At 68.3% G+C, this 21,630-nt stretch carries 18 protein-coding genes and 1 pseudogene; 10 read left to right on the forward strand and 9 right to left on the reverse strand.

Features of this window, described 5'->3' with window-relative positions; translation table 11 throughout:
- The first annotated feature begins 444 nt into the window (after positions 1–444).
- The gene (locus WMF44_RS22690) at positions 445–756 is read left to right on the forward strand and encodes a hypothetical protein (protein WP_437301196.1); all 312 of its coding nucleotides are present in this window, start codon (positions 445–447) and stop codon (positions 754–756) included.
- Positions 757–797: 41 nt separating this feature from the next.
- Here WMF44_RS22690 and WMF44_RS22695 read toward each other — a convergent pair whose 3' ends face one another.
- Complete coding sequence (locus WMF44_RS22695) at positions 798–1,205, reverse strand: hypothetical protein (RefSeq protein WP_437301197.1); 408 nt, start codon at positions 1,203–1,205, stop codon at positions 798–800.
- Between the two features lie 530 nt (positions 1,206–1,735).
- Here WMF44_RS22695 and WMF44_RS22700 point away from each other — a divergent pair.
- From WMF44_RS22700 to WMF44_RS22715, 4 genes are all read left to right on the forward strand, one after another.
- The gene (locus WMF44_RS22700) at positions 1,736–3,439 is read left to right on the forward strand and encodes an anti-phage dCTP deaminase (protein ID WP_437301198.1); all 1,704 of its coding nucleotides are present in this window, start codon (positions 1,736–1,738) and stop codon (positions 3,437–3,439) included.
- Between the two features lie 668 nt (positions 3,440–4,107).
- A complete protein-coding gene (locus WMF44_RS22705) occupies positions 4,108–4,344 on the forward strand; it encodes a hypothetical protein (RefSeq protein WP_437301199.1) in 237 nt (78 codons plus the stop codon).
- A gap of 142 nt (positions 4,345–4,486) precedes the next feature.
- Positions 4,487–4,966, forward strand: coding sequence for a hypothetical protein (locus tag WMF44_RS22710; protein ID WP_437301200.1), 480 nt, complete (start codon positions 4,487–4,489; stop codon positions 4,964–4,966).
- Positions 4,967–4,968: 2 nt separating this feature from the next.
- Positions 4,969–6,165: a hypothetical protein gene (locus WMF44_RS22715; RefSeq protein ID WP_437301201.1), complete on the forward strand. Its 1,197-nt coding sequence runs from the start codon at positions 4,969–4,971 to the stop codon at positions 6,163–6,165.
- A gap of 111 nt (positions 6,166–6,276) precedes the next feature.
- Here the strand turns inward: WMF44_RS22715 and WMF44_RS22720 are convergent, their stop codons facing one another.
- From WMF44_RS22720 to WMF44_RS22735, 4 genes are all read right to left on the reverse strand, one after another.
- On the reverse strand, positions 6,277–6,477 hold the full coding sequence (locus tag WMF44_RS22720; RefSeq protein WP_437301202.1) for a hypothetical protein: 201 nt from the start codon (positions 6,475–6,477) through the stop codon (positions 6,277–6,279).
- A gap of 32 nt (positions 6,478–6,509) precedes the next feature.
- Positions 6,510–7,133: an RNA polymerase sigma factor gene (locus WMF44_RS22725; RefSeq protein ID WP_437301203.1), complete on the reverse strand. Its 624-nt coding sequence runs from the start codon at positions 7,131–7,133 to the stop codon at positions 6,510–6,512.
- The gene (locus WMF44_RS22730; protein WP_437301204.1) at positions 7,115–7,747 is read right to left on the reverse strand and encodes a hypothetical protein; all 633 of its coding nucleotides are present in this window, start codon (positions 7,745–7,747) and stop codon (positions 7,115–7,117) included. Before WMF44_RS22730 ends, WMF44_RS22725 begins: the two co-directional genes overlap by 19 nt.
- A 1,309-nt stretch (positions 7,748–9,056) precedes the next feature.
- A complete protein-coding gene (locus WMF44_RS22735) occupies positions 9,057–10,148 on the reverse strand; it encodes a hypothetical protein (RefSeq protein ID WP_437301205.1) in 1,092 nt (363 codons plus the stop codon).
- Between the two features lie 232 nt (positions 10,149–10,380).
- On the opposite strand from WMF44_RS22735, the gene WMF44_RS22740 reads away from it, so the two are divergent.
- The 3 genes from WMF44_RS22740 (at position 10,381) to WMF44_RS22750 (ending at position 11,334) form a co-directional block, all read left to right on the forward strand.
- Positions 10,381–10,614: a hypothetical protein gene (locus tag WMF44_RS22740; RefSeq protein WP_437301206.1), complete on the forward strand. Its 234-nt coding sequence runs from the start codon at positions 10,381–10,383 to the stop codon at positions 10,612–10,614.
- A gap of 86 nt (positions 10,615–10,700) precedes the next feature.
- Positions 10,701–11,189 carry a hypothetical protein gene (locus tag WMF44_RS22745; RefSeq protein ID WP_437301207.1) on the forward strand — a complete coding sequence of 163 codons (489 nt, stop codon included), beginning with the start codon at positions 10,701–10,703 and terminating at the stop codon, positions 11,187–11,189.
- Positions 11,182–11,334, forward strand: coding sequence for a hypothetical protein (locus WMF44_RS22750; protein ID WP_437301208.1), 153 nt, complete (start codon positions 11,182–11,184; stop codon positions 11,332–11,334). The genes WMF44_RS22745 and WMF44_RS22750 overlap by 8 nt, the downstream gene beginning before the upstream one ends.
- A gap of 29 nt (positions 11,335–11,363) precedes the next feature.
- On the opposite strand, the gene WMF44_RS22755 is transcribed toward WMF44_RS22750, so the two are convergent.
- Positions 11,364–11,531 (reverse strand): hypothetical protein, encoded by a 168-nt coding sequence (locus tag WMF44_RS22755; protein WP_437301209.1) that lies wholly within the window; start codon positions 11,529–11,531, stop codon positions 11,364–11,366.
- A gap of 379 nt (positions 11,532–11,910) precedes the next feature.
- On the opposite strand from WMF44_RS22755, the pseudogene WMF44_RS22760 reads away from it, so the two are divergent.
- Positions 11,911–12,480 (forward strand): annotated as a pseudogene (locus tag WMF44_RS22760) (tyrosine-type recombinase/integrase); the annotation flags it as partial.
- Positions 12,481–12,741: 261 nt separating this feature from the next.
- Here WMF44_RS22760 and WMF44_RS22765 read toward each other — a convergent pair.
- A complete protein-coding gene (locus WMF44_RS22765; protein ID WP_437301210.1) occupies positions 12,742–14,235 on the reverse strand; it encodes a protein kinase domain-containing protein in 1,494 nt (497 codons plus the stop codon).
- A 423-nt stretch (positions 14,236–14,658) separates the two neighbouring features.
- On the opposite strand from WMF44_RS22765, the gene WMF44_RS22770 reads away from it, so the two are divergent.
- Positions 14,659–15,912, forward strand: coding sequence for an extracellular catalytic domain type 1 short-chain-length polyhydroxyalkanoate depolymerase (locus WMF44_RS22770; RefSeq protein WP_437301211.1), 1,254 nt, complete (start codon positions 14,659–14,661; stop codon positions 15,910–15,912).
- A 185-nt stretch (positions 15,913–16,097) separates the two neighbouring features.
- Here the strand turns inward: WMF44_RS22770 and WMF44_RS22775 are convergent, their stop codons facing one another.
- Both WMF44_RS22775 and WMF44_RS22780 read right to left on the reverse strand, forming a co-directional pair.
- A complete protein-coding gene (locus WMF44_RS22775) occupies positions 16,098–18,635 on the reverse strand; it encodes an RCC1 domain-containing protein (RefSeq protein ID WP_437301212.1) in 2,538 nt (845 codons plus the stop codon).
- Between the two features lie 104 nt (positions 18,636–18,739).
- Positions 18,740–21,343 carry an RTX toxin gene (locus WMF44_RS22780; RefSeq protein WP_437301213.1) on the reverse strand — a complete coding sequence of 868 codons (2,604 nt, stop codon included), beginning with the start codon at positions 21,341–21,343 and terminating at the stop codon, positions 18,740–18,742.
- Between the last annotated feature and the right edge of the window lie 287 nt (positions 21,344–21,630).

Here is a 21,630-nt window from a genome sequence, read left to right on the forward strand (position 1 = left end):
GGGACAGGAGCGCGAGGGAACGGAAACTGTTATCATTGATGTACCAGTATTGGGAACAGGTGCTAGACTTGCCTCATGCGTTCCCGGGGTGCTGTACAGCTCGAGTCGTGGGCCACGGCGCGCGGCGGCGTCCGGGCAGCCGCCCGTGAGCTCGGGGTGGCGCCGGCGACGCTCTCTCGATGGCTTGGGGGGAAACAGGTGCCGCGGGGTGATGGAGACCTCGGGCCAGCGTGGATCGAGGCCCGCACGGGCGTGGAGGCCGCCGGCTGGGACGTGCTCGATGGGCACCCCTCCCCGCCCGTGAAGGCCAGGAAGGGGCGCGCGGCCCCCTCGCCGCCGGCGCCTCCGAAGCGGGCAGCGAAGGCCCCTGCCGCGCCCGTGGCGCCCCCTTCGCCGCCCTCCGGAGCCCCCGCGGCGACGCTGTCGTCTGCGGAGACACCGCCAGTGGAACCGGAGCCTCCCGAGCCGCCGCCGGCATCGCTCGAGGACCTTAAGCGCAGGGCGCGCGCCATCCCTGGGGAGATCAGGCGCCTGCGTGGCCGCGTGGAGCGCGGCGAGGTCGCGGTGAGCGCCGCGGAGACGATTCGCCGCCTCCTCACGGATGAGCGGGCGGCCGCGATCGCCGCTGTCGAGGCGGATGGTCTGGCCACAGTGTCCGAAGTTGAAAAAATGCAGGCACTCGTGCTGGATGTGGTGCGCGGTTGCGAGGGCTGCCGCGCCCGCGTGGTGGCGGCGCTGCGGGGGAGCGCGGCATGAAGGCGCCGACGGCGGCGGAGCTCCGCGCGCGGCTCCTGGAGCTACCCGGCGAGGTCCGCGCGCTCGGGAGGGCCCTCGCCCGTGGGGAGATCCCCCTCGAGCTGGCGGACCTTCAAGGGCGCCTGGTGGACGCCGAGGGTGAAGCCATCGCCCGCGCCCTCGCCACCTACCCAGCGCCTCCCCGGCTGGTGGATCAGCTCCTGCGCGCCATCGAGGCGTAGGCCCTCGCCGCGCTCGGCACCGCGCCCCGTCTCCGCTCGGCCGCTGAGATCCTTCGCTCCGTCCCGCCGCGCGACCGCGCGGTGCTGCTCCGGCTCGGCCTCGACCTGAACGATCCAGCAGACACGGCGCTCTTCGTCGACGGCGTCCGAGCCGCCGACGACGCCATCGCAGCGCAGGAGCGCTGGGAGCGCGCAGCGGTCCGCCGCTCGAGCCTGCCCATGCGTCATGCACTTGGAGTGCATGAGTGTGCAGCGAGACAGCTCCGCCCAGCCCAACCGATATCCGGTGGGAAGAGCCCGGCTGGCAGGCGTCGCTGCGTGCTCCGGTGGTAGAGGCAGCAGAACTCTGACGGCGGAACTCGTAGCGCGACGTCCATCCCGATCCGGACGGCATTGGCACGGCCCTACCTGACGCTCTACGCAGAGCTCGCCTTACTACTCTGCTGTTGCAGAGTTGGCCGCGCGGCATGGGCCCATGTCAACGACGAATTATCGACGGCTCCTAAGTAGCCGAACCGGCTACACTTTTTGCGCGAAGTATGACGATTTATGTCATCAGTCACTTCGAGCGATCTCGCGGCAAAAGGTCGCTCGGTACGCGATGCGTAAACGCTGACACCGCTGGCGGTCGTCGCACGGGCTCGGGTCCAGCGGCGCAACTTGCCAGGTATGCCTTGAATACCCGTAGGCATCCCGCTAAGCTGAACGACCGTTCGGGTAAGCGTGTTCGTCACGGTAGTACGCGCCGGAGATAGCCAGTGAGCGAAGTGTCGATTCAGTCCAACAATCCCGAGAACACGCCCAATGAGCTTGTTTTGGGTATTGTTGCCCCGTTGGGAACAGATCTCCACGAGACTGTTCTCGCAATCGAAGAGGGTCTGCGTCTCGTTGGCTATAGAGCACTGCCTATCCGCATTAGCGACATACTGAAGTCGCTGGATCTTGGTATCGAATTGAAAGAGGAGCCCGAGGCTGCGCGGCTGGAATCATTTATGGCCGCCGGCACTGCCGCGAGGGCACTATCCAGACAAGGAGAGATATTAGCACTTAATGCGGTTAGCCTAATCAATGAGAAGCGCCCACAAGGTGGTGCTCCCTTGCCCAAAACGGCCCATCTTCTACTGACGCTCAAGCATCCAGAGGAGGTCCGGCTACTACGCCGCATCTACGGCCCCGGGTTTTACTTGATCGGGGTTTCGAGTTCGCGGGGAGACCGCTTGCGTTACCTTATAGACAAGAAGGGGATCCCGGACGACGAAGCGGAAGAGCTGGTCCGCTTCGATGAAGAAGAGCTAGACGCAAACTGGCGCCCAAACGAATGGGGACAGCGGACGAGGGACACGTTTCACCTTGCGGATGTGTTCGTTCGTTCAGGCAACAGGGCGCATATTAGCAGATTCTTGGATCTTGTATTTGGTGACCCGTTCCAAACGCCCACTCCTGAAGAGCACGCGATGTTCATCGCTTACGCGTCGTCGTTGCGATCTGCGGATCTTTCAAGGCAGGTCGGGGCGGCGATTGTTTCCGCAAGGGGAGATATGATCGCGACAGGCGCAAACGATGTTGCTGCTCCTGGTGGCGGGCTGTATTGGCCGGGCGACGAAGATGCGCGTGATTTCAAGCTGGGTAAGGACATCAACGAGCAGAGGCGCAACGAGTTTGTACTCGATGTGATGAGACGCCTGTTCCCTGAGAGCGGTGAGAGCGACGCCCAGATTCTTAAAAGAGGCAAGGGGCTCTTAGAGGGAAGCCCGATTTTTGACATTACCGAGTTTGGCAGAGCCGTTCATGCAGAGATGGATGCATTGATCGCTTGCGCGCGCTCGTCTGTCAGTCCGCGTCTTGGAACGCTTTTCTGTACAACTTTTCCATGTCACAACTGTGCAAAACATATCGTCGCATCCGGCTTGTCTAGGGTCGTTTACGTAGAACCATACCCCAAAAGCCAGGCGTACGAGCTCTTCCGAGACTCGATACTACTGGAGGACTTGAAGGAAAAAAGGGACATACCCAGAAGCGGAGAGGACACGCGGGTTAAGTTCGCCGCTTTTTCCGGCATCGGCCCACGCCGATACATCGATCTATTCTCGATGGGCCTCGGGTCTGGCTACAAGCTTAAACGCAAGGACGAAGGCGGAGTCAAGGTCAACTGGAAGCGTGAGGCTGGTCGAGTTCGAGTGCCTATGCTGGCGAATTCATACCTAGAGCGTGAGAAATTGGCTGCGCTCGCACTCGAGAACGACTTGGCGGCGCTAAATAAAAGGATGGAGGAAGGTCATGTCGATAAAGAAGAACCTCAGCACGGAGGAGAGCAGGAAATTCTGGGAGCATGTGGAGAGAAACGCCAAGGAGGCAGCGAGCTGGCCGGAATGGAAAAAGGGCGGAATCAAGACGTCTGTTCCGGAGACGAGCGCTCGAGCACGGACGGCAGATCCGTCGGACCAAACGACCAAGGCCAGTAAGTAAATAGATAACGTGACGCCTTCGTGGCGCGAGCAGCAGCCGCGGCGCACCGTCACAGCAGAAGACCCGGCCAACGTTCTGGATAGTGCGCTCCCGGCCGTTTCCTCTGAGCATCTAAGAAGTTGCCGCCTACACGGCGCCGTGCGTAGCGTCTTGCCTCCTGCACCAGCCGCCGCGTGGTCGTGGTGCCATCGGCATCGTCGTCGCACCGTGCGCGGCGACGGGCCTGCCCCTCTTCGTTTACAACCTGTTCTTGGAGACCGCCGCCACGGACACTTCGTCGAGTTCGTCAGGCGGCCAAGTTCGCGTCGGAGGCACGGGCGGCGATGGCGAGGGCGGGACGGCCTCCGCCTGGTGCAGCGGGCCGAGCGATGGCTCGGCCGCGACGTGGGGGCGACGGGCACCGCTGCACCCTCCGCCTGTTCGGTGGCGAAGGGGGCAGCGAGCAGGGGACCGGCGCCGGCTGGCTACCCTCCCAGGCGCGCGGCGACCGGGTAGAGCAGCGCGGCGACGCCGCCGGCGAGCATGCCACGTGGAGCGGCGTCCCGCGCGTACGCGTCGCCATGAGCACTCATGAGCTCTCATGGGGCGAGTCGACAACGTCTTTTCACATCATATCGCGCACACCACTTGAACGTATCTCGCGTGTCTCTCACACTCCGGACATATGAGCAAGCGCGGTGTCACGGTGTTCCTCGACGACGAGCTCGAGAATCGCGTCAACCAGCGCCGAGTCGCGGGGAAGCGGATCCGCTCGTTCAGCGCGGTCACCCGCGAGGCGCTCTCCAGGGGGCTCGACGTCCTGGAGCAGGAGCAGCGGAACGAGCTGGCGGTGGCCGCGATCTCGTCCGCTCCGCGCTTCAGCGCGAACAACAATGCAGGAGGCGCGCCCGAGGGCGCGTGAGAGCATGTCAAAAAATACGTTCACTGGTCATCACACGGACGACACGGCATATCGGCAGTTCATCGCCGGCGAGGGAGTCTTTGCGCCCCGCAAGGCAGCCACGTCACGCCCGGCGGCATCCGCGACGCGGAGCGCGCGCCGTGTGCGCTCGCCGCGCCCCGTCGCCACGCGCGGGAGCTCCGCGCCCACGAAGCCCGCCGCCCGGACGGGGAACCGTGCGGCCGCGCCGCAGGCTGCGGTCAGCGACCGTGTCCGCGCCCTCGCCACCAAGGTGGACAGCCTCGACAGGAAGATCACCACGCTCGACGATCGCGCGGAGCGCGCGCACCTGCTGTCGACCCGGCCAGACTTCTCGCCCGAGGTGCTGGCGACCCTTCAGAAGGCGCCGATCGCCTCGGTCCGCGACGCCGTGAAGACCTGGCCGAAGGGCCCCGCGAAGAACGACGTCCGCGCGAGCCTCCTCCCGCCCGAGGAGAAGCGCGCGATGGACGAGCGCATGGGCCTCGCCAAGCCGACGCAGGCCATCCGGCGCGAGGGGAACAAGGTCGTGTTCGGCGTGCTGACCGCCGAGGACGCGCGCAAGGCGCTGGCCGCTCAGGGCCGGCGAGGAAGGACGGTGTGACCATGGGACTCCGAGACATCCTGGCTTCGTGGCTCTCCGGTTCGCGCGATGCATCGCTCGAGCCTCACCAGCACGTCGAGCAGCTCCGCACCGCGTTCGGCGCGGCCGAGCGAGAGCACACCGAGGCGACCCGCCGGCGCGACGATGCGGCCGCCGCCCTCGCCGCCGAAGAGCAGGCGTACGACATCGACGCGACGGACGAGAACGGCGCCAAGGTCCTCCGCGCCCGAGAAGCCCGGGACCTCGCCGCGCTCCGCGCCGATCGCGCCGCCAAGCGCCTCGAGGAAGCCCGCGCCGCCCTCGACGCCGCGGAGCGCGACATGTCCCGCGCTCGCCTGGAGAAGGCCCGCGCGGAGGCGCACGCGCGCGCGCCAGAGATCCGCCGGGCGGTCGACAGCGCCCGCGCCACCCTGGCCCGATCGAACCCCGCGGAGGCGATCTCCCACGTCGTCGCGACGTTCGAGCGCACCGAAGCGGAGGCGCGCGCCACCCTCGCCAGGGCGACGGCCGAGATCGAGGTGCTTCCCGGGGAGCTGGGGCGCATCGAGGCCGAGCTCGTGACGCTCGCCCCCGAGCTCGCCCCCGAGCTCACCGCCGCCCGTGCCACTCGCGAGGAGCAGGCCCGCGCCGAGCTCGCGAGGCGCGTCTCGGTCGCTGCCTTCCGGGAGGAGATCGCCGGCGACCTCGCCGTCATCGCCGCCGCGGAGGCGATCGCGGACAAGCACCGGGCCCGCGCCGCCACCGCCCTCGCCTCGCAGCGCTCGGCCGCTGTCGAGGCCTCGAAGCTTGGTGTCGAGGCGAAGCCGATCGATGGACTGGCCCTGCAAGTGCACATCCTGCACGCGCGGTATCTGGCCAAGCCGCCGGCGGAGCGAGACGCGCAGAAGCACGCCGCGGAGCTCTGGAACTCGCTCCTTCCGGATCGGCACTACAGCGGATGGGCGCGCGTCTCACACGACGAGGTGATCGATCTCTGCTTGAGCGCGCGCAGCGGGGCAGAGCTGGTCGGGGAGGTCGAGCGCATCGGGCGAGATCGCGCCGCCGCAGAGAACAAGGCCATCCGCACGCAGCGCGCCGCAGAGCAGCAGACGCTCGACGAGCCCCCTCCCGTTCCCCGCAGCATGACCGACATCATGGGCGACTACCTGCCTCGCATCGGCGGTGTCATCGCCCCCGGGCTCGGTCGCCGCGCGAGCTGACGCGTTCCGCGCGTCGTGGCGCTGTTGCCCGACGGCGTGCAGATGCTCACGGTCGGGAGCGACGGCCGCCCGTGCGAAGCCTGCCGCCACATGACGAGCTGAGCGCCGATGTCACCGGCGCAGGACCGCGACCGCGATCGCCAGGACGAGCCCGAGCGCGTGGGCGAGCGGGTCCGGCGGCTCGATGCTGGCGACGTTGGGGTTCGGCGGATCGACGATCCAAGCGACGCCGGGATCCGGCGGTTCGATGCTTGCGGTCACGCCGGGGTTGGGCGGGTCGATGACGTCCGCGTCCTGGGGCGGGAGGATCATGCGGCGAAGCTACCACGACGCAGCGGCGGTCTTCACCCTCGCCGCGGGCGGAGCGCACGTGTCAGCGCCGCGATCCCGCGAGCGCGCCACTTGTAGGCGGTGCTGACCGGCGCGTCTTGTTGCTCGGCAACATCCTCCATCGGCGTCTCGAAGATGTCGTGGGCGATGATCACGTCACCCTCGTGCTCGGGCAGCTGGTGCAGCGCCTCGAGGAAGGCAAGGCGCATCTCCTCGCGCTCGAGCGCCTCATCAGCGTTCGGCGTCTCGTGCGCCGCGCGCGGCGGCTCGGCAACGTTCTCCTCGAGTCGCACGCGGGCCGACGCCCTGTGATGACGCACGCGGTGATAGGCCAGCGTCCGCATCCAGACAGCCAGCGCCCGCGCGGGCTCCATGCTCGGATCCGGGCGGTAGCGCCCCGCCTCGCTGGCCTCCCATGCAGCGAGAAACACGTCTTGCGAGAGATCCTTGACGTCCTCGCGTGTCGCGTGGGTACCGCGAAGGCCGCTGGCGATGGCGGCGTGCACGAGTCTCACCTGCCCGAGGAGCTCCTTCGCGGTGAGCCGCTTCGCCGCGAGCTCGCGTTGCTTGCGGTAGACGACCGCGATCGCGAAGAAGACGAAGTGCCAGAGCGTGAGCGCTACGAAGTCCGGCGCCATGCAAGGACTCCCTGTGTTGGAGTGAGGGCGAGGTAAAGCGCGAAGAGGATCGAGCGCGCGAGATCCCACGCTCCGAAGATGCCCACCCGAAACGGGCCGGCGAGCATCGTCAGCTCAGCAATGACGATAAGGCCGCTGATGAAGTGGTGAGACTGCGCGGGCTCGCGTCCGAAGTACCATCGAAGGAGGCACCCGACCGACACGCAGAGCGCGGCGAGCTCACACGCGGTGTAGACCTTCGCGAGCATCGCGCCGCGGAGCGCCGGATACCCGATGGCGAGAACGGCCACGGCGACCACCCACGCGATGAGCACACCCCACGTTCGCCGCCGGCCGAAGATCCACACGGCGAGCGCCGCCACCCCGGCCATCCAGCCGACGAAGAGGGCTGACTCGAGGTGGAACGCGGCGCGGACCCACCCCGTGAACGGTGCGCCGGCGAGCTCGACGCGAGCGGGGCGGAGCACCTGCGCGCCGATGAGCTCCCGCACGGCGTCCGTCACGAGGCCGTAGGCCAGCAGCCACGCGATCGGGCGGTGCTCGGGGCGATGCCGCGCGACGATCCAGGCGAGCACCGTCACGAGGACGGAGAGGCTCCACAGCGCCGGGATCACCGCGCCGTCGGGGCTTGGGGGTGAGGGAGAGCTCGCTCGAGGGCAGGCGCGCGCGAGGGCGCGGCGCGCGACGCTGTCAGGGCTTCGGCGGGCGATGCGGCAGGCACGGCGCCGACGGTACGCGGCGCCTCCAGGAGGGCCAAGAAAGGGCGGCCCCCAGGCCGAAGAGGGCGAGGAACTGGAGGAACCTGCCTACGAATCCGGGGTCGGGAGGGGTGATCGGCATGGCCGGCAGGCTACCAGCGCCCGCCCGCTGACGTCGTCCGCTTTCTTGGCCCGGCGGGTCGACCTGTGGCACGCGCGCACGCGCGCGAGGTGGCGCCGACATGTCAAGCGGGAGATCGCGCCCGAGCGACGACCTTCGCCGCGCGATCGCCTCGACGGCGCCGCCGGCGGGCAGCCTGCCGAGCAGCGCGCGGAAGGCTACCAGGGCTTCTCGCCGGCGGGTTTCGATTTCGTGAGAAAAAATCTGTGGCGTCCGTAAGCGGTGTCGGGCGGGTCGCCTGCGCGTCGCGCCAGGCCGGCCGACCACGCGGCCGCGTAGATGCGGCCGCATCTCGCCGCCGCCCGGAAAGGCCTCTACGGGTCGCGCGTCGTCGTCCTCGCCGCGAGCGCCGCGACATCAAGCACGCGAACCTGCACCGCCGAGCTCGCCGGCGCCGCGCTGTCGAGCACGAGGCGCAGCTCGCCGCCCTCGCCCCTCGTTGCGCTCGGAGGACGGGCGCACCGGCGCCGCCTGCATGCCAGATGCCGCGGTTTGATCCGTGCGTGGGTAGCGCGCCTGCCGGCGCAGAGCGAAGACAGCGAGGGCAAGCCAGAGATCGAGCGCGGGCAGCGTCGGCGCTTCGATGCTCGCGACGCTCGGGCGAGGCTCCGAGGTCATCGCCTCGACGCCCGGCCGGGCGCCGCCATGCCGGCGAGCAGCAGACCCGCGCCGACATCCGAGAGGCCGTCCAGTCCACATCGACCGCGACGGCGCGCCGTTGGAGCGGCTGCAGCACGCTCGGGACCTCGGCGTCAAAGCCAGGATGAGGCGGAGAGGTAAGAGCCATGCCTCGCAGGCTCGTCTCTGGCCATGGCCGCGTCTACGCGTCCTCGGTTCGCTCCACGTCGAGGTGCACGAGGCGGGCAGCGGTGCCGCGCTCCCCTCGTCGCCCTCGCCGTGTGCAGCTCGCCGGCGCCGCGCTCGGGATGCAGCGCCCCTGGCGCGCCGCGACGTCAACCCGGCCCGATGCGGCGATAGATCGGGCGATGCCGGCGACCATGAAGGCACAGGCTCGCTCGGAGGGCGACGGGAAAGACGCCAAGATTACCCAAATTCACGATGAAGGCTCCCATCTTGATTCGACAGGAGCCGATGGGTACCGGCTTTGTAATCGAACAGACAAGCGAATATTTGCCCACCAAGAAGCTGCCTATGTAGCGACGAGCAGACCAAGCGGACAGTAGCAAATGGCTGTCCGTATAGGTTGATCAGTACCGACGGATTACCCATTGATTCGGCAAAAATCATGGTATGGAAACCAGGACGACAGAACGAGAGACGTGCCGCTCGAATTTCCTCAGGGGCGTCGCGATCGTCCATCGCAAACCTGACGAGCCGTGCACATTCGTAAGGGCTTCCAGTTAGAGCAAATTGTCTCGCGTCAGAAAAGACAGGATCGCGCGCCAACGCAGGAGATGCAGCTGCGCACACAAAATTAATGGCCGATTTTACAACTGCCCTTGAGACATCTTGCTCGTTACCTTCGGCAATGAGGACAACATTGGTATCCCTGTCCTTGAATGGGTCATAAATGCATGTGATTGAGATGCCGTCAAACAGGCGTCCGCTGTGGATCGCGTCGATGACGGCGTCCGCCTCATATTCGCTCGATGCTCGAACGAGGTACTTGTTTGCGCCGCTTCGGATTATGGACACCTGTGCACGTGGTTTTCCTTCACCAGGGCGCCAGATTAACCTTTCGATCTTAAGCGCATTTGACCGCTCCATCTCTTTCCTGACTTGGTGCACCACGCGCTCTTCTGGAGTTACTATTGCGGCGTTCTCTGTAACCATGACGATCTGGCTAAGCGGAACAATTTGCCCTCTCTTCATGTCCCTGCGAACACTGATCCACGCTCCACTAGACTCATCGAAAGACGCAGAGTGACCCATGTTCAAAAAGTGTCGATGCTGTAGTACATCCGGATGACCACTGTGCGTGAAGCCACGGACGAAGCCTACCAGCTCGGTATCCAGCGGAGAAAAGACCACGCTGTTACAGCGGCCGCACACATCGCCTTCTAGGACAAGGCTTGTTCCAAACGCGCGCTGCAGCACGTGTTCGTCCGTTTTGGGGCGTTCGGCATCTCCGCAGTATAGACACGGGTTCTTCTGGTCGTGGTTCGTGGTTGTCATGGTTTGATGGTGCAGTAGCCGTTTGGATTTAGCCACTCTCGGGGACACGAGCGGGAGGTAAGGAGTGCTGGATAGCAGAGCAAGCGCCCAGCGCTGGCGTCAAGGATGCGGCGCGTTATGGGGCCTACCCCACGTTGCTCCCTTCGATCGCCCCGCCCGAGGCGTATCTGGGTTGACCGTGGCGCAACGTTGCGCCATATTCTACATTGTGGCGCCTAAGTTCAACATCCCGATGAGCGACGAGCTCCGCGAGGCGGTGCGCAAACTACGCCCAAAGCTCGGCGCGCGTTCGGATGCCGCCGCGGTGCGGATCGCTGTCGCGCGGCTCTGCCGTGAACAGGGGATCGCGGTGCGCGGCTCCGAGGAGCACCCCGATCCTGACGACCAACCCGACGCGATCGAGGCCGCGAAGCCCTCGCCGTCGAAGGAGAAGCCCACCGCGGCCCGCAAGCCGGCGAAGAAGTAGTCCGCACGAAGAAGAGCGGGCCCGGAAGGCGTGCGACCGCCGACCGAGCCCTTGATCGACCCCCTGTAGGACCAGGAGATGATCCGATGGACCACGTAGCAAACCGCCCCCACGGCGCCAAGAAGACGACGAAGAACAGCAAGACCCGGCGGGCAGCCTCGAAGCGCACCGCCGGCCAGCCTTGCCAGGCATCGCCCGGTAAGGCGCCCCGTCCCGCGCGCACGTCGCCGCCGCGGCTCAATCGCTCGACGGTCAATGGCGCCATCAACAAGGAGAAAGCGCCCACGCGGGCCCAGCGCGACGCGCTCAAGCAGGCGAAGGCGCTCGCCCGGCGGGCGTGCCTCCTCGCCAATAGCCGCCGGGGCACACCCGAGGCCGCCGCGCTCGATTTCATCGCGTCGGCCCTCCTGCGCGCGAACTTCGCCCTCCTCCGGGCTCACGAGGAGGGCCGCGATCTCCGCTGCGTCCACGTGGGCGGCGGGTTTCCCCCCGCGCTCGTCCACGGTCGGGCGCCGGCGCAGGTCATCCCGATCGCGCCGTACCTCGCCGCGAGGAGAGGAGGCGCTCATGGGTAGCGCGGACGTCACCACGCACCCGCTGAGGCGCCGCGCGCCCTGCTGGCCGGAGCTCGATGCTCTGCTCGAGGCCGGTGAAGACTCGGCCGCGATCGCGCTCGTGCGGGAGCGCACGTCGAGGCGCTCCGCCCCGAGGAGCAACTAACCCATGCCGAGGCGCGCGACGGGCAATGTCTACTTCAGCGCCGGGCGGTGGTACGCGAGGGTGAAGCTCGGGGAGAAGCTGCGCCCGAACATCCCGCTCCCCACGTGCACCATCGAGGAGCAGGCCGTCGCGCGCAAAGACGTGCTGGCGGGGCTCGCCTCGCAGCTGCGGGCCGCGCCGCACGTCGCCCCCGACATCGCGCTGGGGCTCCTCGAGCGTGCCGCACAGCGCGACGGGAAAGCGCTCACGGCGGTCGTGGAGGCCGTCGACAGGGTCTGCCGAGCTCACCCCGGGGATCTCCCCGCGGTGGGCCCGGCAGGGCTCTTCCCGTCGCCCTCGATGTCGTTCCAGGCCTTCGCCACGCTCTGGACCTCGGGGGAGCTGGCGAAGCGCTACCCCGACCACGTGAAGAAGAAGCGGTCCGTCGACAACGACGTCAGCCGCTTGGAGCGCCACGTCTACCCCCTCGCGGGGAAGGTGGCACTCGGCGCCTTCTCGCTGGACGACGCGGAGCGCGTCATGCGCGCGCTGCCGCGCGGCCTAGCAACGAACACCCGGAGACATGTGGCACAGCTGATGGTGCGCGTGCTCTCCCTCGCGGTCTTCCCGGCGCGGCTCATCACCGCGAGCCCGCTCCCTCGGGGCTTCCTCCCGAAGCTGGCCACGGGGAAGGCGCTCACCTACCTGTATCCGGACGAGGATGCGCGCCTGCTGGCGTGCACGACCGTTCCTCTACCGTTCAGGGTCTTCTACGGGTTCCTCGCTCGCGAGGGGATGCGGGCGAGCGAGGCCGCGGGGCTCACCTTCGCCGATGTGGATCTCGATCGCGGCGCTGTGCGCCTCGACACAAATAAGACAGCGGTGCCACGCGCGTGGAGCCTCGGGGCTGACGTGGTGCGGGCGCTGAAGGCGTGGCGCTCCCTGCGAGGCGACCCGCCGGCGGAGGCGCGCCTCTTCCTGGATCATCGCGGCGCGCACGTGAACGTGGAGCACGTGGCCGAACGGTTCCGCGCTCACCTGAAGCTCGCCGGTGTCGACCGGGCGGAGCTCTTCGAACGCAGCGACGTGCGACAGCCGATCCGCGTGCACGATCTCCGCGGTGTCTTCGTGACTGTGAATCTGGCCAACGGCCGTTCGGAGACATGGATTGGGGATCGCACGGGGCATACGAATTCCGTTATGATCCAGCGGTACAAGCGTGCTGCGCGCACGTTCTCGGAGCTCGGCCTCGGGGAGCTCGCCCCGCTGGACGTGGCGATCCCTGAGCTCTCCCCCGACCCCGGGGGAAAAGGCGCGGGAAAGGGCGGAGGGAGAGAGGGGCCCTCGGAGGGCTCGACGGGAAACGGCAACGATTACCGCACTGTGTGCGATGGCGGACGCGAGCCCCAGGAGCCCTCTGCGTCGGAATCAGAAGACATCGCGCGAGAACGGGTCCGTGCTGGAGGGCCGCTTCCCCTGCGGCGCGCCGCGCTTCGCCGGCTGCGCCGAGCCGCCCGGCCTCGCTGGCTTCTGCGCGGCGGGGGCGCCCGAGGCGGCGGCGCGCGCCTCGGGCGGCGGCCCCTCGGCCGACGCGCCGGGAGCGGCGCCGGACGGCGGCACGGCGCTGGTGGCCGGCTCGACGGCCGCGTCCGGCGCGGCGCTCGGCTGCGCGGGGCGCGGCTCGGGCGCGGCGCTCGGCTGCGCGGGGCGCGGCTCCGGGACCGCGCCCTCGGGGCCCGCCGGCGACGCCGTCTCGCGCTCGATGTCGCGCGGGGCTCGGTCCGACAGGCGCCAGAGGAGCAGGCCGCCGCTCGCGAGCACAAGGCCGAGCCCGATCGCGGCGGCGCGCCTCTCGCGCGACGCTGGCTTGCGGTTCGTCGTGCCGAGCGGCGCGATGGTGAGCGCTCCCCCGCCGAGGGGCACGGTCGACGCGGGGAGGGTCGCCCCGGCCGCGGTGACCGCCGTGGCGGTGCGAGAAGCGCCGGGCGGCAGCGCCCCGGCCGGCAGCGCGCCGCGCAGCGCGCCGAAGAGGCGCTCGGCCGCCGCGCGCGCGTGCGGCGGAGCGAACGGCACCAGCGCGAGCGCGAGATCCGCGACGGTCGGGAACCGGCGATCGCGATCGCGCGCGATCGCCGCGAGGATCACGTGCTCCAGCGGCTCCGGGAGGTCCGGGCGGAGCGCGCGCGGCCGCTGCGGCTCGCCCTGCGTGACCAGATAGACCAGCTGCGCGAGCTCGTGCGCGAAGAACGGCGTTCGCCCCGTGAGCAGCTCGAAGAGGACGACGCCCAGCGAATAGATGTCCGCGCGGCCGTCGACGTCGCTCGAGGAGCGGAGCTGCTCGGGGGACATGTAGAGGGGCGAGCCGAGCACTCCCCCCACCCGCGTCAACGCGTGGTCCTCCGCGTGCGTCATCTTCGAGATCCCGAAGTCGAGCACCTTGACGCACGGCGAGCCGTCCGCGTTCCGCGTGACGAACAGGTTGCTCGGCTTCACGTCCCGGTGGACGATGCCTTGCGCGTGCGCCTCCGCGAGCGCCTCGCAGACCTGGAGCACCAGCTCGACCGCCACGGGCACCGCGAGGCGCCCGCTCTCCGCGAGCACGGCGGCGAGGTCCCTCCCCTCGAGGTGATCCATCACCATGTACGGCGCGCCGCTCTCGAGCGTGCCGACGTCGGCGACGCGCACGACGTGCTGGCTGCGGACGCGCACGGCGGCGCGCCCCTCCCTCAGAAAGCGCTGGAGGATCTCCGGATCCCGCACGTACTTCGGCAACAGCACCTTGATCGCGACGCGCTCGTCGAGGGCGAGGTGGCGCGCGGCGACGACGAGCCCCATGGCGCCCCGTCCGAGGACGCTCTCCACGCGATACTTGCCGAGGAGGACATCCCCAGGGGCAATCGTGGTCTCGTCGGGGCTCGACATGGCAGGCCAGGGCGGAAGAAGCGCACCCACTATGCCACGTCACGGTCAGAGGCTCATGCAATTTTCCACCGCGCCGGCCTCAGCCGGGCAGCGCTGCCATGGCTTGGCGTTTCGTGTCCTGTCGCGACCGCTCCTACCCGACGGGTCGCGACCCGCGGGGAGCAGAGCGACGACGACCGAATCTTCAGCGATGGCCGCGGCGCTGACAGGCCCTTCCATTCCTTCCACCGACTGTTACGAAATGACACGCTCCCACCGATTGTTACGAAACGACACACCTCCTCGCCCAGCGATCGGGCTTGCCTCGACTACGCGCCTCGATTTCTGTTCTACTCGTCGATTGATATTGATATAGCGATAGCGAGGTAGCCAATGACCACCACCCTTCGATTCGTCGCTCCCGCCGCCGCTTCCCTCGCAACCGTGTTGCTCGCGATTTCGCCGTCACTGGCGGCTTCGTGGCAGACCCGGGTCAACTACGGCGGGAACACGCCCATGGACCTCTACGTCCCGGACAAGGTCGACGCCTCGCCGGGGGTCGTGGTCTCGCTGCACTACTGCAGCGGGAACGCAGGAAACGCTCACGGCTGGTTCCAGGGTCTGGCCGATCAGCACGGCTTCCTCATCATCACGCCGCAGGCAGGCGGCAACTGCTTTGACGCGACGCCCGCGCGCAGCGGTGAGCGAGAGGCCATCACCAAGATGGTCCAGTACGCCATCACACAGCACCACGCCGATCCGACCCGCGTCTTCGCTGCGGGGGCGTCCTCCGGCGCTTGCATGACAAATGCGCTCCTCGCGGCCTACCCCGACGTGTTCGCCGGGGGTTCGGTGCTGGCTGGTGTTCCCGCTGGCGCCTGGACGGGAGGCAACGCCTATGGCTGGACGACCCCTGCCAACAGGACCGCTGCCCAGTGGGGTGACATCGTGCGCAAGGCGAGCCCGAACTTCACGGGCGCACGGCCTCGGGTTCAGCTCTGGCACGGAACGGCTGACACCACCCTCAACTACGAGCCGAACTTCGCTGCCGAGGTCAGCCAGTGGTCGGACGTCTTGGGTCTGAGCCACTCCGACAGCAAGACGAGCACCTTCAGGGGTTCCCAGGATACCTGGAATCGGGCCTCCTTCACGAATGCCGCGGGAACGCTCGTCCTCGAGTCGAACTACGCGCAAGGCGCCCCGCACGATCTCTCCGGGCGAGGCTTGTGGGCCGACGCCGTGCGCTTCTTCGGGCTGGATATGGACCCTCCGCCCACGGGAGAAGGCGCGGGCGGCGGTGATGGAACCGGAGGCAGCGACGCGTCGGGCGGAGGAGGCAGCGCCTCCGGCGGAGGGAGCAGCGCCTCCGGCGCAGGTGGCGAAGGGGGCAGCGCAAACGGCGCCACGTCAGGCACGGGTGGCGACGCGAGCGGCAGCACGGGTAGTAACGGAGCGACCACCGGAGGCGCGGCGCAAGGCACCGGCGGAGCCACCACGGGCAGCTCGACGAGCAACGCGAGTGGAAGCACCGCTTCCGGAGACAGCGATCCGACCACGACAGGCGGCGACAGCGCGTCGGAAGACGGTGGGTGCAGCTTCAGCGCCACCTCCAGTGGTCAGCTGCCCGGCGGCGCGCTCGCCGGATTGCTCGTGGCAGGGCTCGGCGCGGTGGTCCGCCGCCGCCGCTCTGCTGCGTGAGCGTGCAGCGCCGGCGAAGGAGCTCGGTCTACAGCGGTTTCCGCCCACCTCTGCTACGTGCAGAGCGGCGGTCCCCGCACACGAGACGGGCCCAGATCGGCGTTCTCGGCGCGCAAGCGCAGTCCGGTGCGCTGAGCACCGAAAACGTCGAGGTGGGCCCGTATCCGAAGCGGGTGACCGCTGCTCTAAGGCGCCAGCGGCAGCCAGAGCTGGTTGTAGTCGTCCTCCCCCCAGCAGTACACCGTTCCATCCGTCTTCAGCCCGCAGCTGAAGCCGGCGCCCACGCTGATCGCCGTGAAGGTGCCGACGGGATCCGTGGACTGGCCGTACCAGTTGTTCCCCCAGCAGTCGACCGTGCCGTCCGTCTTCAATCCGCAGGTGTGATCCCTGCCCGCGCCGATCTGCGTGAAGGTCCCTGACGGGTCCGCGGCCTGGCCAGAGCCGTTGTTTCCCCAGCAGTCGACCGTGCCGTCGACCCTCAGCCCGCACGAGTGGTTCCAGCCCGCGCTGACCTGCGTGAAGGTGCCCGACGGGTCCGTGGCCTGGCCGAAGGCGTCGTATCCCCAGCAGTCCACCGCCCCGCCCGTCCTCACCCCGCACGTATGGGAGCCGCCCGCGCTGACCTGGGTGAAGGTCCCCGACGGGTCCGTGGCCTTGCCGCTGGCGTTGCTGCCCCAGCAGTGCACGCTGCCGTCCGTTCTCACGCCGCAGTTGTGAAACGAGCCCGCATCCACCTGTGAATAGGCCCCGGGCGGATCCGTCGCCTGGTTCTCGCTGTTGTCGCCCCAGCAGTACACGAGGTTGTCCCACGTCAGCCCGCAGGTGTGGAGGCTCCCCGCGCTGAAGCTGGGGTAGCCGAGGGTCGGCGCTGACTGCCCGTGATCGTTGCGGCCCCAGCAGTAACTCTTGCCGTCCGTCTTCTTCCCGCAGCCGTGGTCGAGGCCCACGCTGATTTGCGTGAACGTGTCCGTCTGCGGCGCGGCCTTCTCCGAATGGTTGGCTCCCCAGCAGGCCACGAGGCCCTCCGTCGTCAGGCCGCAGGCGTGCGTGGCGCCCGCGTTGATCTGGAGGAATGTGGCGTCGGGCGGCGACGTCTCGCCGAGGTCGCCGCGCCCCCAGCACGCCACGGTGCCGTCCACGCTGAGCGCGCAGCCGTAGTACTCACCAACCGCGATCTGCGTGAAGGTGCCGGACGGCGGCGAGGACTGGTTGTCCGCGTCGCGCCCCCAGCACCGCACCGAGCCGTCGGTCTTCAGCCCGCAGCTGTGGTACATGCCCACGCCTATCTGGGTGAAGTTGCCCCCCTGGTCCGCGGCCTGCCCTTCGACGTTGTGCCCCCAGCAATTCACGTAGCCATCGGCCCTCAGCCCGCAGGAGTGATAGTAGCCCGCGCTGACCTGGGTGAAGCTGCCGCTCTGGTCCTCGGCCTGCCCTTCGAGGTTGCGCCCCCAGCAGTCCACGGAGCCGTTCGTCCTGACGCCGCAGGTGTGCAGCCCGCCCGCGCTGACCTGGGTGAAGCCGCCCGAGGGATCCGCGGCCTGGCCAACGCTGTTGAAGCCCCAGCACCTGACCGGGCCGTAATGAAGCACGCCACAGGTGTGATTCCTGCCGGCGCTGATCTGCCGGTAGGCGCCGATCGGCTCCGCGGACTGGCCATGGACGTCGCTCCCCCAGCAGATCACCGTGCCGTTCGCCCTCAGCCCGCAGGTGTGCTCGCCCCCCGCAGAGACCGCGACGCGCCCGAAGATCCCAGGGGTCGGGTCCTGTGACCCGCTGCCCCAGCAGTCCACGGAGCCGTCCAACTTCAGCCCGCACGTGTTCAACCAGTTCGTGCTGATCTGGGTGAACGTGCCCGAGGGATCCGCGGCCTCGCCGGTCTCGTTCGCCCCCCAGCAGTCGACCGCGCCGTTCGTCCTCACCCCGCAGGTGTGCCCGGAGCCCGCGTTGATCTGGATGAAGTTACCTGCAGGATCCGCGGCCTCGCCGTGCTCGTTCTTCCCCCAGCAGTCCACCGTGCCGTCCGGCTTCAGCCCACATGCGTGAAATGTGCCGGCGCTGACCTGGACGAAGGTGCCCAGCGGCTCATCGGTCTGTCCGTGGCTGTTGAACCCCCAGCACTTGATCGCGCCGTGCGACATCACCCCGCAGGTGAACGCGAAGCCCGCGCTGACCTGGGTGAAGGTGCCGCCCGGCGCGTCGATCCCGCCCTCGCCGTTCCACCCCCAGCAGTGGACCGTACCGTCCGTCCTCACCCCGCAATTGTGAAGGTCGCCTGCGCTGATCTGGAGGAACGTGCCTTCGGGATCCGTAGATTTCCCGTATTCGAGCTTCCCCCAGCAATCCACCGTGCCATCCGTCCTCAGTCCGCAGGTGTGATCCGTGCCTGCGCTGATCTGGAGGAACGTGCCCACGGGATCCGCCGACTGGCCGTTACCGTTGCTGCCCCAGCAATCCACGGTGCCATCCGGCCTCAGCGCGCAGGCGTGCCCGCCGCCCGCGCTCACGATGGGGTCGTCGGCGAGGGAGTTCGTCGGCGCGTCGTCGTCGCGGACGCCTTGCGAGACGGTGGCGAGCTCGCTCCCCTCCGCGCCCGGATCCCTCGGCGCCTCGCCGAGACACCCGAGCAAGGGCATCGTCACCATCGTCAGCGCGAGCCAGGGGCCGAGGCTCCGGCCGCCGCCCTCGCGCAAGTTCGGAAAAATTAGCCCTGTGGGCACATGCATCAACATAGATCCTGGACCTTGTTTGCTTGGAGTGAAGAGACGCGAGAGAGCCGCGAGCGCCAGCGGCACGCCGCCCGGTGCGCCGCTGGCGCAGCGGCTCGTGCTCAGAACGCGAGCGGGAGCCAGAGCCGGCCGTCGCTGGACTTCCCCCAGCAGTGCACCCGGCCGTCGGTCTTCATCCCGCAGGTGTGGAGGTAACCGGCGCTCAGGCTGACGAAGGTGCCTTCGGGATCGTCGGTCTGCCCGTCCACGTTGTATCCCCAGCAGTGCACCGTGCCGTTCGTCCGCACGCCGCAGGTGTGAAGGTGGCCCGCGGCGACCTGGGTGTAGGTGTCGGAGGACGGGGGATCCGTCGCCTGGCCCTGGTCGTTGAGCCCCCAGCAGTCGACCGCACCTCCCTCCCTCACACCGCAGCTGTGAAAGCCGCCCGCGCTGACCTGGACGAAGTCACCCGCGGGGCTCGTGGACTGACCCTCTCCATTGTATCCCCAGCAGTGCAGCTTGTGGTCCGTCTTCACGCCGCAGTTGTGTGCGCCGCCCGTGCTGACCTGGAGGAAATGGAGGGAGCTCGCCGGATCCGTGGCTTTGTTGGCGGTGTTGTCCCCCCAGCAGTTCACTGTGCCGTCCGCCTTCACACCGCAGTTGTGAAACGACCCCGAGTCGATCTGGATGTAATTGCCGGCGGGCTTGGTAACCTGCCCATAGCCGTTGTCCCCGAAGCAATCCACGGATCCGGTCGACCTCAGCCAGCAGGTGTGGTCCTGGCCCGCGCTGGCCTGCGTGAAGGTGCCGGCAGGCTCCAGGGCCCGGCCCCCCGACCGGTCCCCCCAGCACCTCGCCGAGCCGCTCGCGTTCACGCCGCAACCATGCTCGGTGCCCGTGCTGATCTGAGAGAAGCTCTCCGACGGCGGCGCGGTTTTCTCCGCATCCTTGTCGCCCCAGCAGGCCACGAGGCCGTTCTCCGTCACGCCGCAGGTGTGATTCCTCCTCGTGTCGATCTGGACGAAGGTGCCGTCGGGAGCCGAGGTCTGTCCGAGGCTGTTGCTCCCCCAGCACTGGACCCTGCCATCGGTCCTCAGCCCGCAGCTGTGGTTCAACCCCGCGGTGACGTGAGCGAAGCGGCCGTCGGGGCTGTCGGATTGGTTTGATCCGTCGCTCCCCCAGCAGTGCGCGGCGCCCTCGGTCGTCAGCCCGCAGGTGTGCATGTAGCCCGCGCTGACCTGGGTGAAGCGGACCAGGAACGTGGGGTCGGTGGCCTGGCCTTCGACGTTGCGCCCCCAGCAGTGCACCGTGCCGTTGGTCCTCACGCCGCACGTGTGAAAGTCACCCGCGCTGACCTGGGTGTAGGTATCGCTGGTCGAGGGATCGTCCGCCTTGCCCGAGCCGTTGTCGCCCCAGCAGTGGACCGTGCCGTCCGTCTTGACACCGCAGGTGTGAATGCTGCCTGCGCTGATCTGGTTGTAGGTGCCCGCGGGATCCGAGCTCTGGCCGTGGCTGTTGCTGCCCCAGCAGTGGACCGTGCCATTGTACCGAAGCCCGCACGTGTGGCTGTTGCCTGCGCTGAGCTGCTTGTAGGTACCGGACGGCTCCGTGGACTGGAGAACGTTGTCGCTCCCCCAGCAGATCACCGCGCCGGAAGGGGTCAGCGCGCAGGAATGGTGGAGGCCCACCGTGACCGTGCTGCGCCCGAAGATCGAGCCGGCGGCAGGGTCAGCCTCATCGTCCCCCCAGCAGTCCACTGCGCCGCTCACCTTCAGACCGCAGGTGATTCTGCCGTTCGTGCTGATCTGGGAGAAGCTCCCCGTCGGATCCGTCCCGCCGCCGTCGTCGTCGCTCCCCCAGCAGTTCACCGAGCCGTCCCTCCTCGTCCCGCAGGTGTGGACTTCGCCCGCGCTGACCTGGATATAGGTCTCGCTCTGCGGGGGATCTGCCGCCTGGAGCTCCACGTTGCGCCCCCAGCAGTGGATCGTGCCGTTCTTTCTCACACCACAGGTGTGCGCGCTGCCCGCGCTGAGCTGGGTGTAGGTGTCGCTGACCGGGGGATCCGCCGCCTGGCCCTGGGCGTTGCTCCCCCAGCAGTGGACCGTGCCGGACTCCGTTACCCCGCACGTGTGCCATCCACCCGCGCTGACCTGCACGTAGTTGCCGGTCGCTGGAGGCGTGGCCCTGCCGTTCGTGTTGCTCCCCCAGCAGTGGACCGAGCCGTTCGTCCTCACGCCGCAGGTATGAAAGCGGCCAGCGCTGACCTGCGTGTAGGTATCCGCGGGAGGCGGCGGCTCCCAGGGGTGCTCGGGCCCGGGCACAGGCGGATCCGTGGCCTGCCCATCGGCGTTGTAACCCCAGCAATGGACCGTGCCGTTCGTCCTCACCCCACACGTGTGCCATGCGCCCGCGCTGACCTGGAGATAGGTGTCGTCCGTCGCGGGGTCGGTGGCCTGGCCGTGGATGTTGCTCCCCCAGCAGTCGACCGTGCCGTTCGGCTTCAGGGCGCAGGCGTGTCCGTCGCCCGCGCTCACGATGGGCTCCTCGGACGCCGCATGGATCCGCGTGTCGTCGGCGCGGAGGCCCTGCGCGGCCTCGTCGAGCTCGCCGCCGTCCACGTCGGGCTCTCGCGGCGATTCGCCGAGGCACCCGAGGAGAGAGAATGTGATGACCTTCAGCGCGACCAGGGCTTCAAGCCGCTGGCCACCCCGCTCGCGCGCTCGCAAAGTCCGTCGTCTTCCAGGCACATAGGTCGACATAGGTCCTCGATGGCTCTTTGTTCTAGTTTCAAGAAAGCAAGCGCTTCAAGAGCAGGCTCCACACACCGATCGAGACTGCATTTCCGCGCTGCGGCGTTCTGCGGAGCGCTCCGGCGCTTCCCGCCAGGGCTCTCCGCGGTGCCTCGCCGGTGGCGGCGAGGCACCCGGGCGTTCCGGGCGTTTGATCAGCAACCCTCGGGCCAGGACACGCAAGAGGGCATTCTGGCCCGTTCACGCGACGGCGCCGGTCGAGG

The organism is Sorangium sp. So ce426, from assembly GCF_051475585.1.
GTDB lineage: Bacteria > Myxococcota_A > Polyangia > Polyangiales > Polyangiaceae > Sorangium > Sorangium cellulosum_B.

Bases quoted from the DNA above. Each gene is read 5' to 3' on its own strand.
- WMF44_RS22695 (WP_437301197.1), bottom strand. From the start codon at position 1,205: ATGACGCATGGGCAGGCTCGAGCGGCGGACCGCTGCGCGCTCCCAGCG.
- WMF44_RS22705 (WP_437301199.1), top strand. From the start codon at position 4,108: ATGAGCAAGCGCGGTGTCACGGTGTTCCTCGACGACGAGCTCGAGAAT.
- WMF44_RS22715 (WP_437301201.1), top strand. From the start codon at position 4,969: ATGGGACTCCGAGACATCCTGGCTTCGTGGCTCTCCGGTTCGCGCGAT.
- WMF44_RS22720 (WP_437301202.1), bottom strand. From the start codon at position 6,477: ATGATCCTCCCGCCCCAGGACGCGGACGTCATCGACCCGCCCAACCCC.
- WMF44_RS22725 (WP_437301203.1), bottom strand. From the start codon at position 7,133: ATGGCGCCGGACTTCGTAGCGCTCACGCTCTGGCACTTCGTCTTCTTC.
- WMF44_RS22735 (WP_437301205.1), bottom strand. From the start codon at position 10,148: ATGACAACCACGAACCACGACCAGAAGAACCCGTGTCTATACTGCGGA.
- WMF44_RS22740 (WP_437301206.1), top strand. From the start codon at position 10,381: ATGAGCGACGAGCTCCGCGAGGCGGTGCGCAAACTACGCCCAAAGCTC.
- WMF44_RS22745 (WP_437301207.1), top strand. From the start codon at position 10,701: ATGGACCACGTAGCAAACCGCCCCCACGGCGCCAAGAAGACGACGAAG.
- WMF44_RS22750 (WP_437301208.1), top strand. From the start codon at position 11,182: ATGGGTAGCGCGGACGTCACCACGCACCCGCTGAGGCGCCGCGCGCCC.
- WMF44_RS22755 (WP_437301209.1), bottom strand. From the start codon at position 11,531: ATGTCGGGGGCGACGTGCGGCGCGGCCCGCAGCTGCGAGGCGAGCCCC.
- WMF44_RS22765 (WP_437301210.1), bottom strand. From the start codon at position 14,235: ATGTCGAGCCCCGACGAGACCACGATTGCCCCTGGGGATGTCCTCCTC.
- WMF44_RS22775 (WP_437301212.1), bottom strand. From the start codon at position 18,635: ATGCATGTGCCCACAGGGCTAATTTTTCCGAACTTGCGCGAGGGCGGC.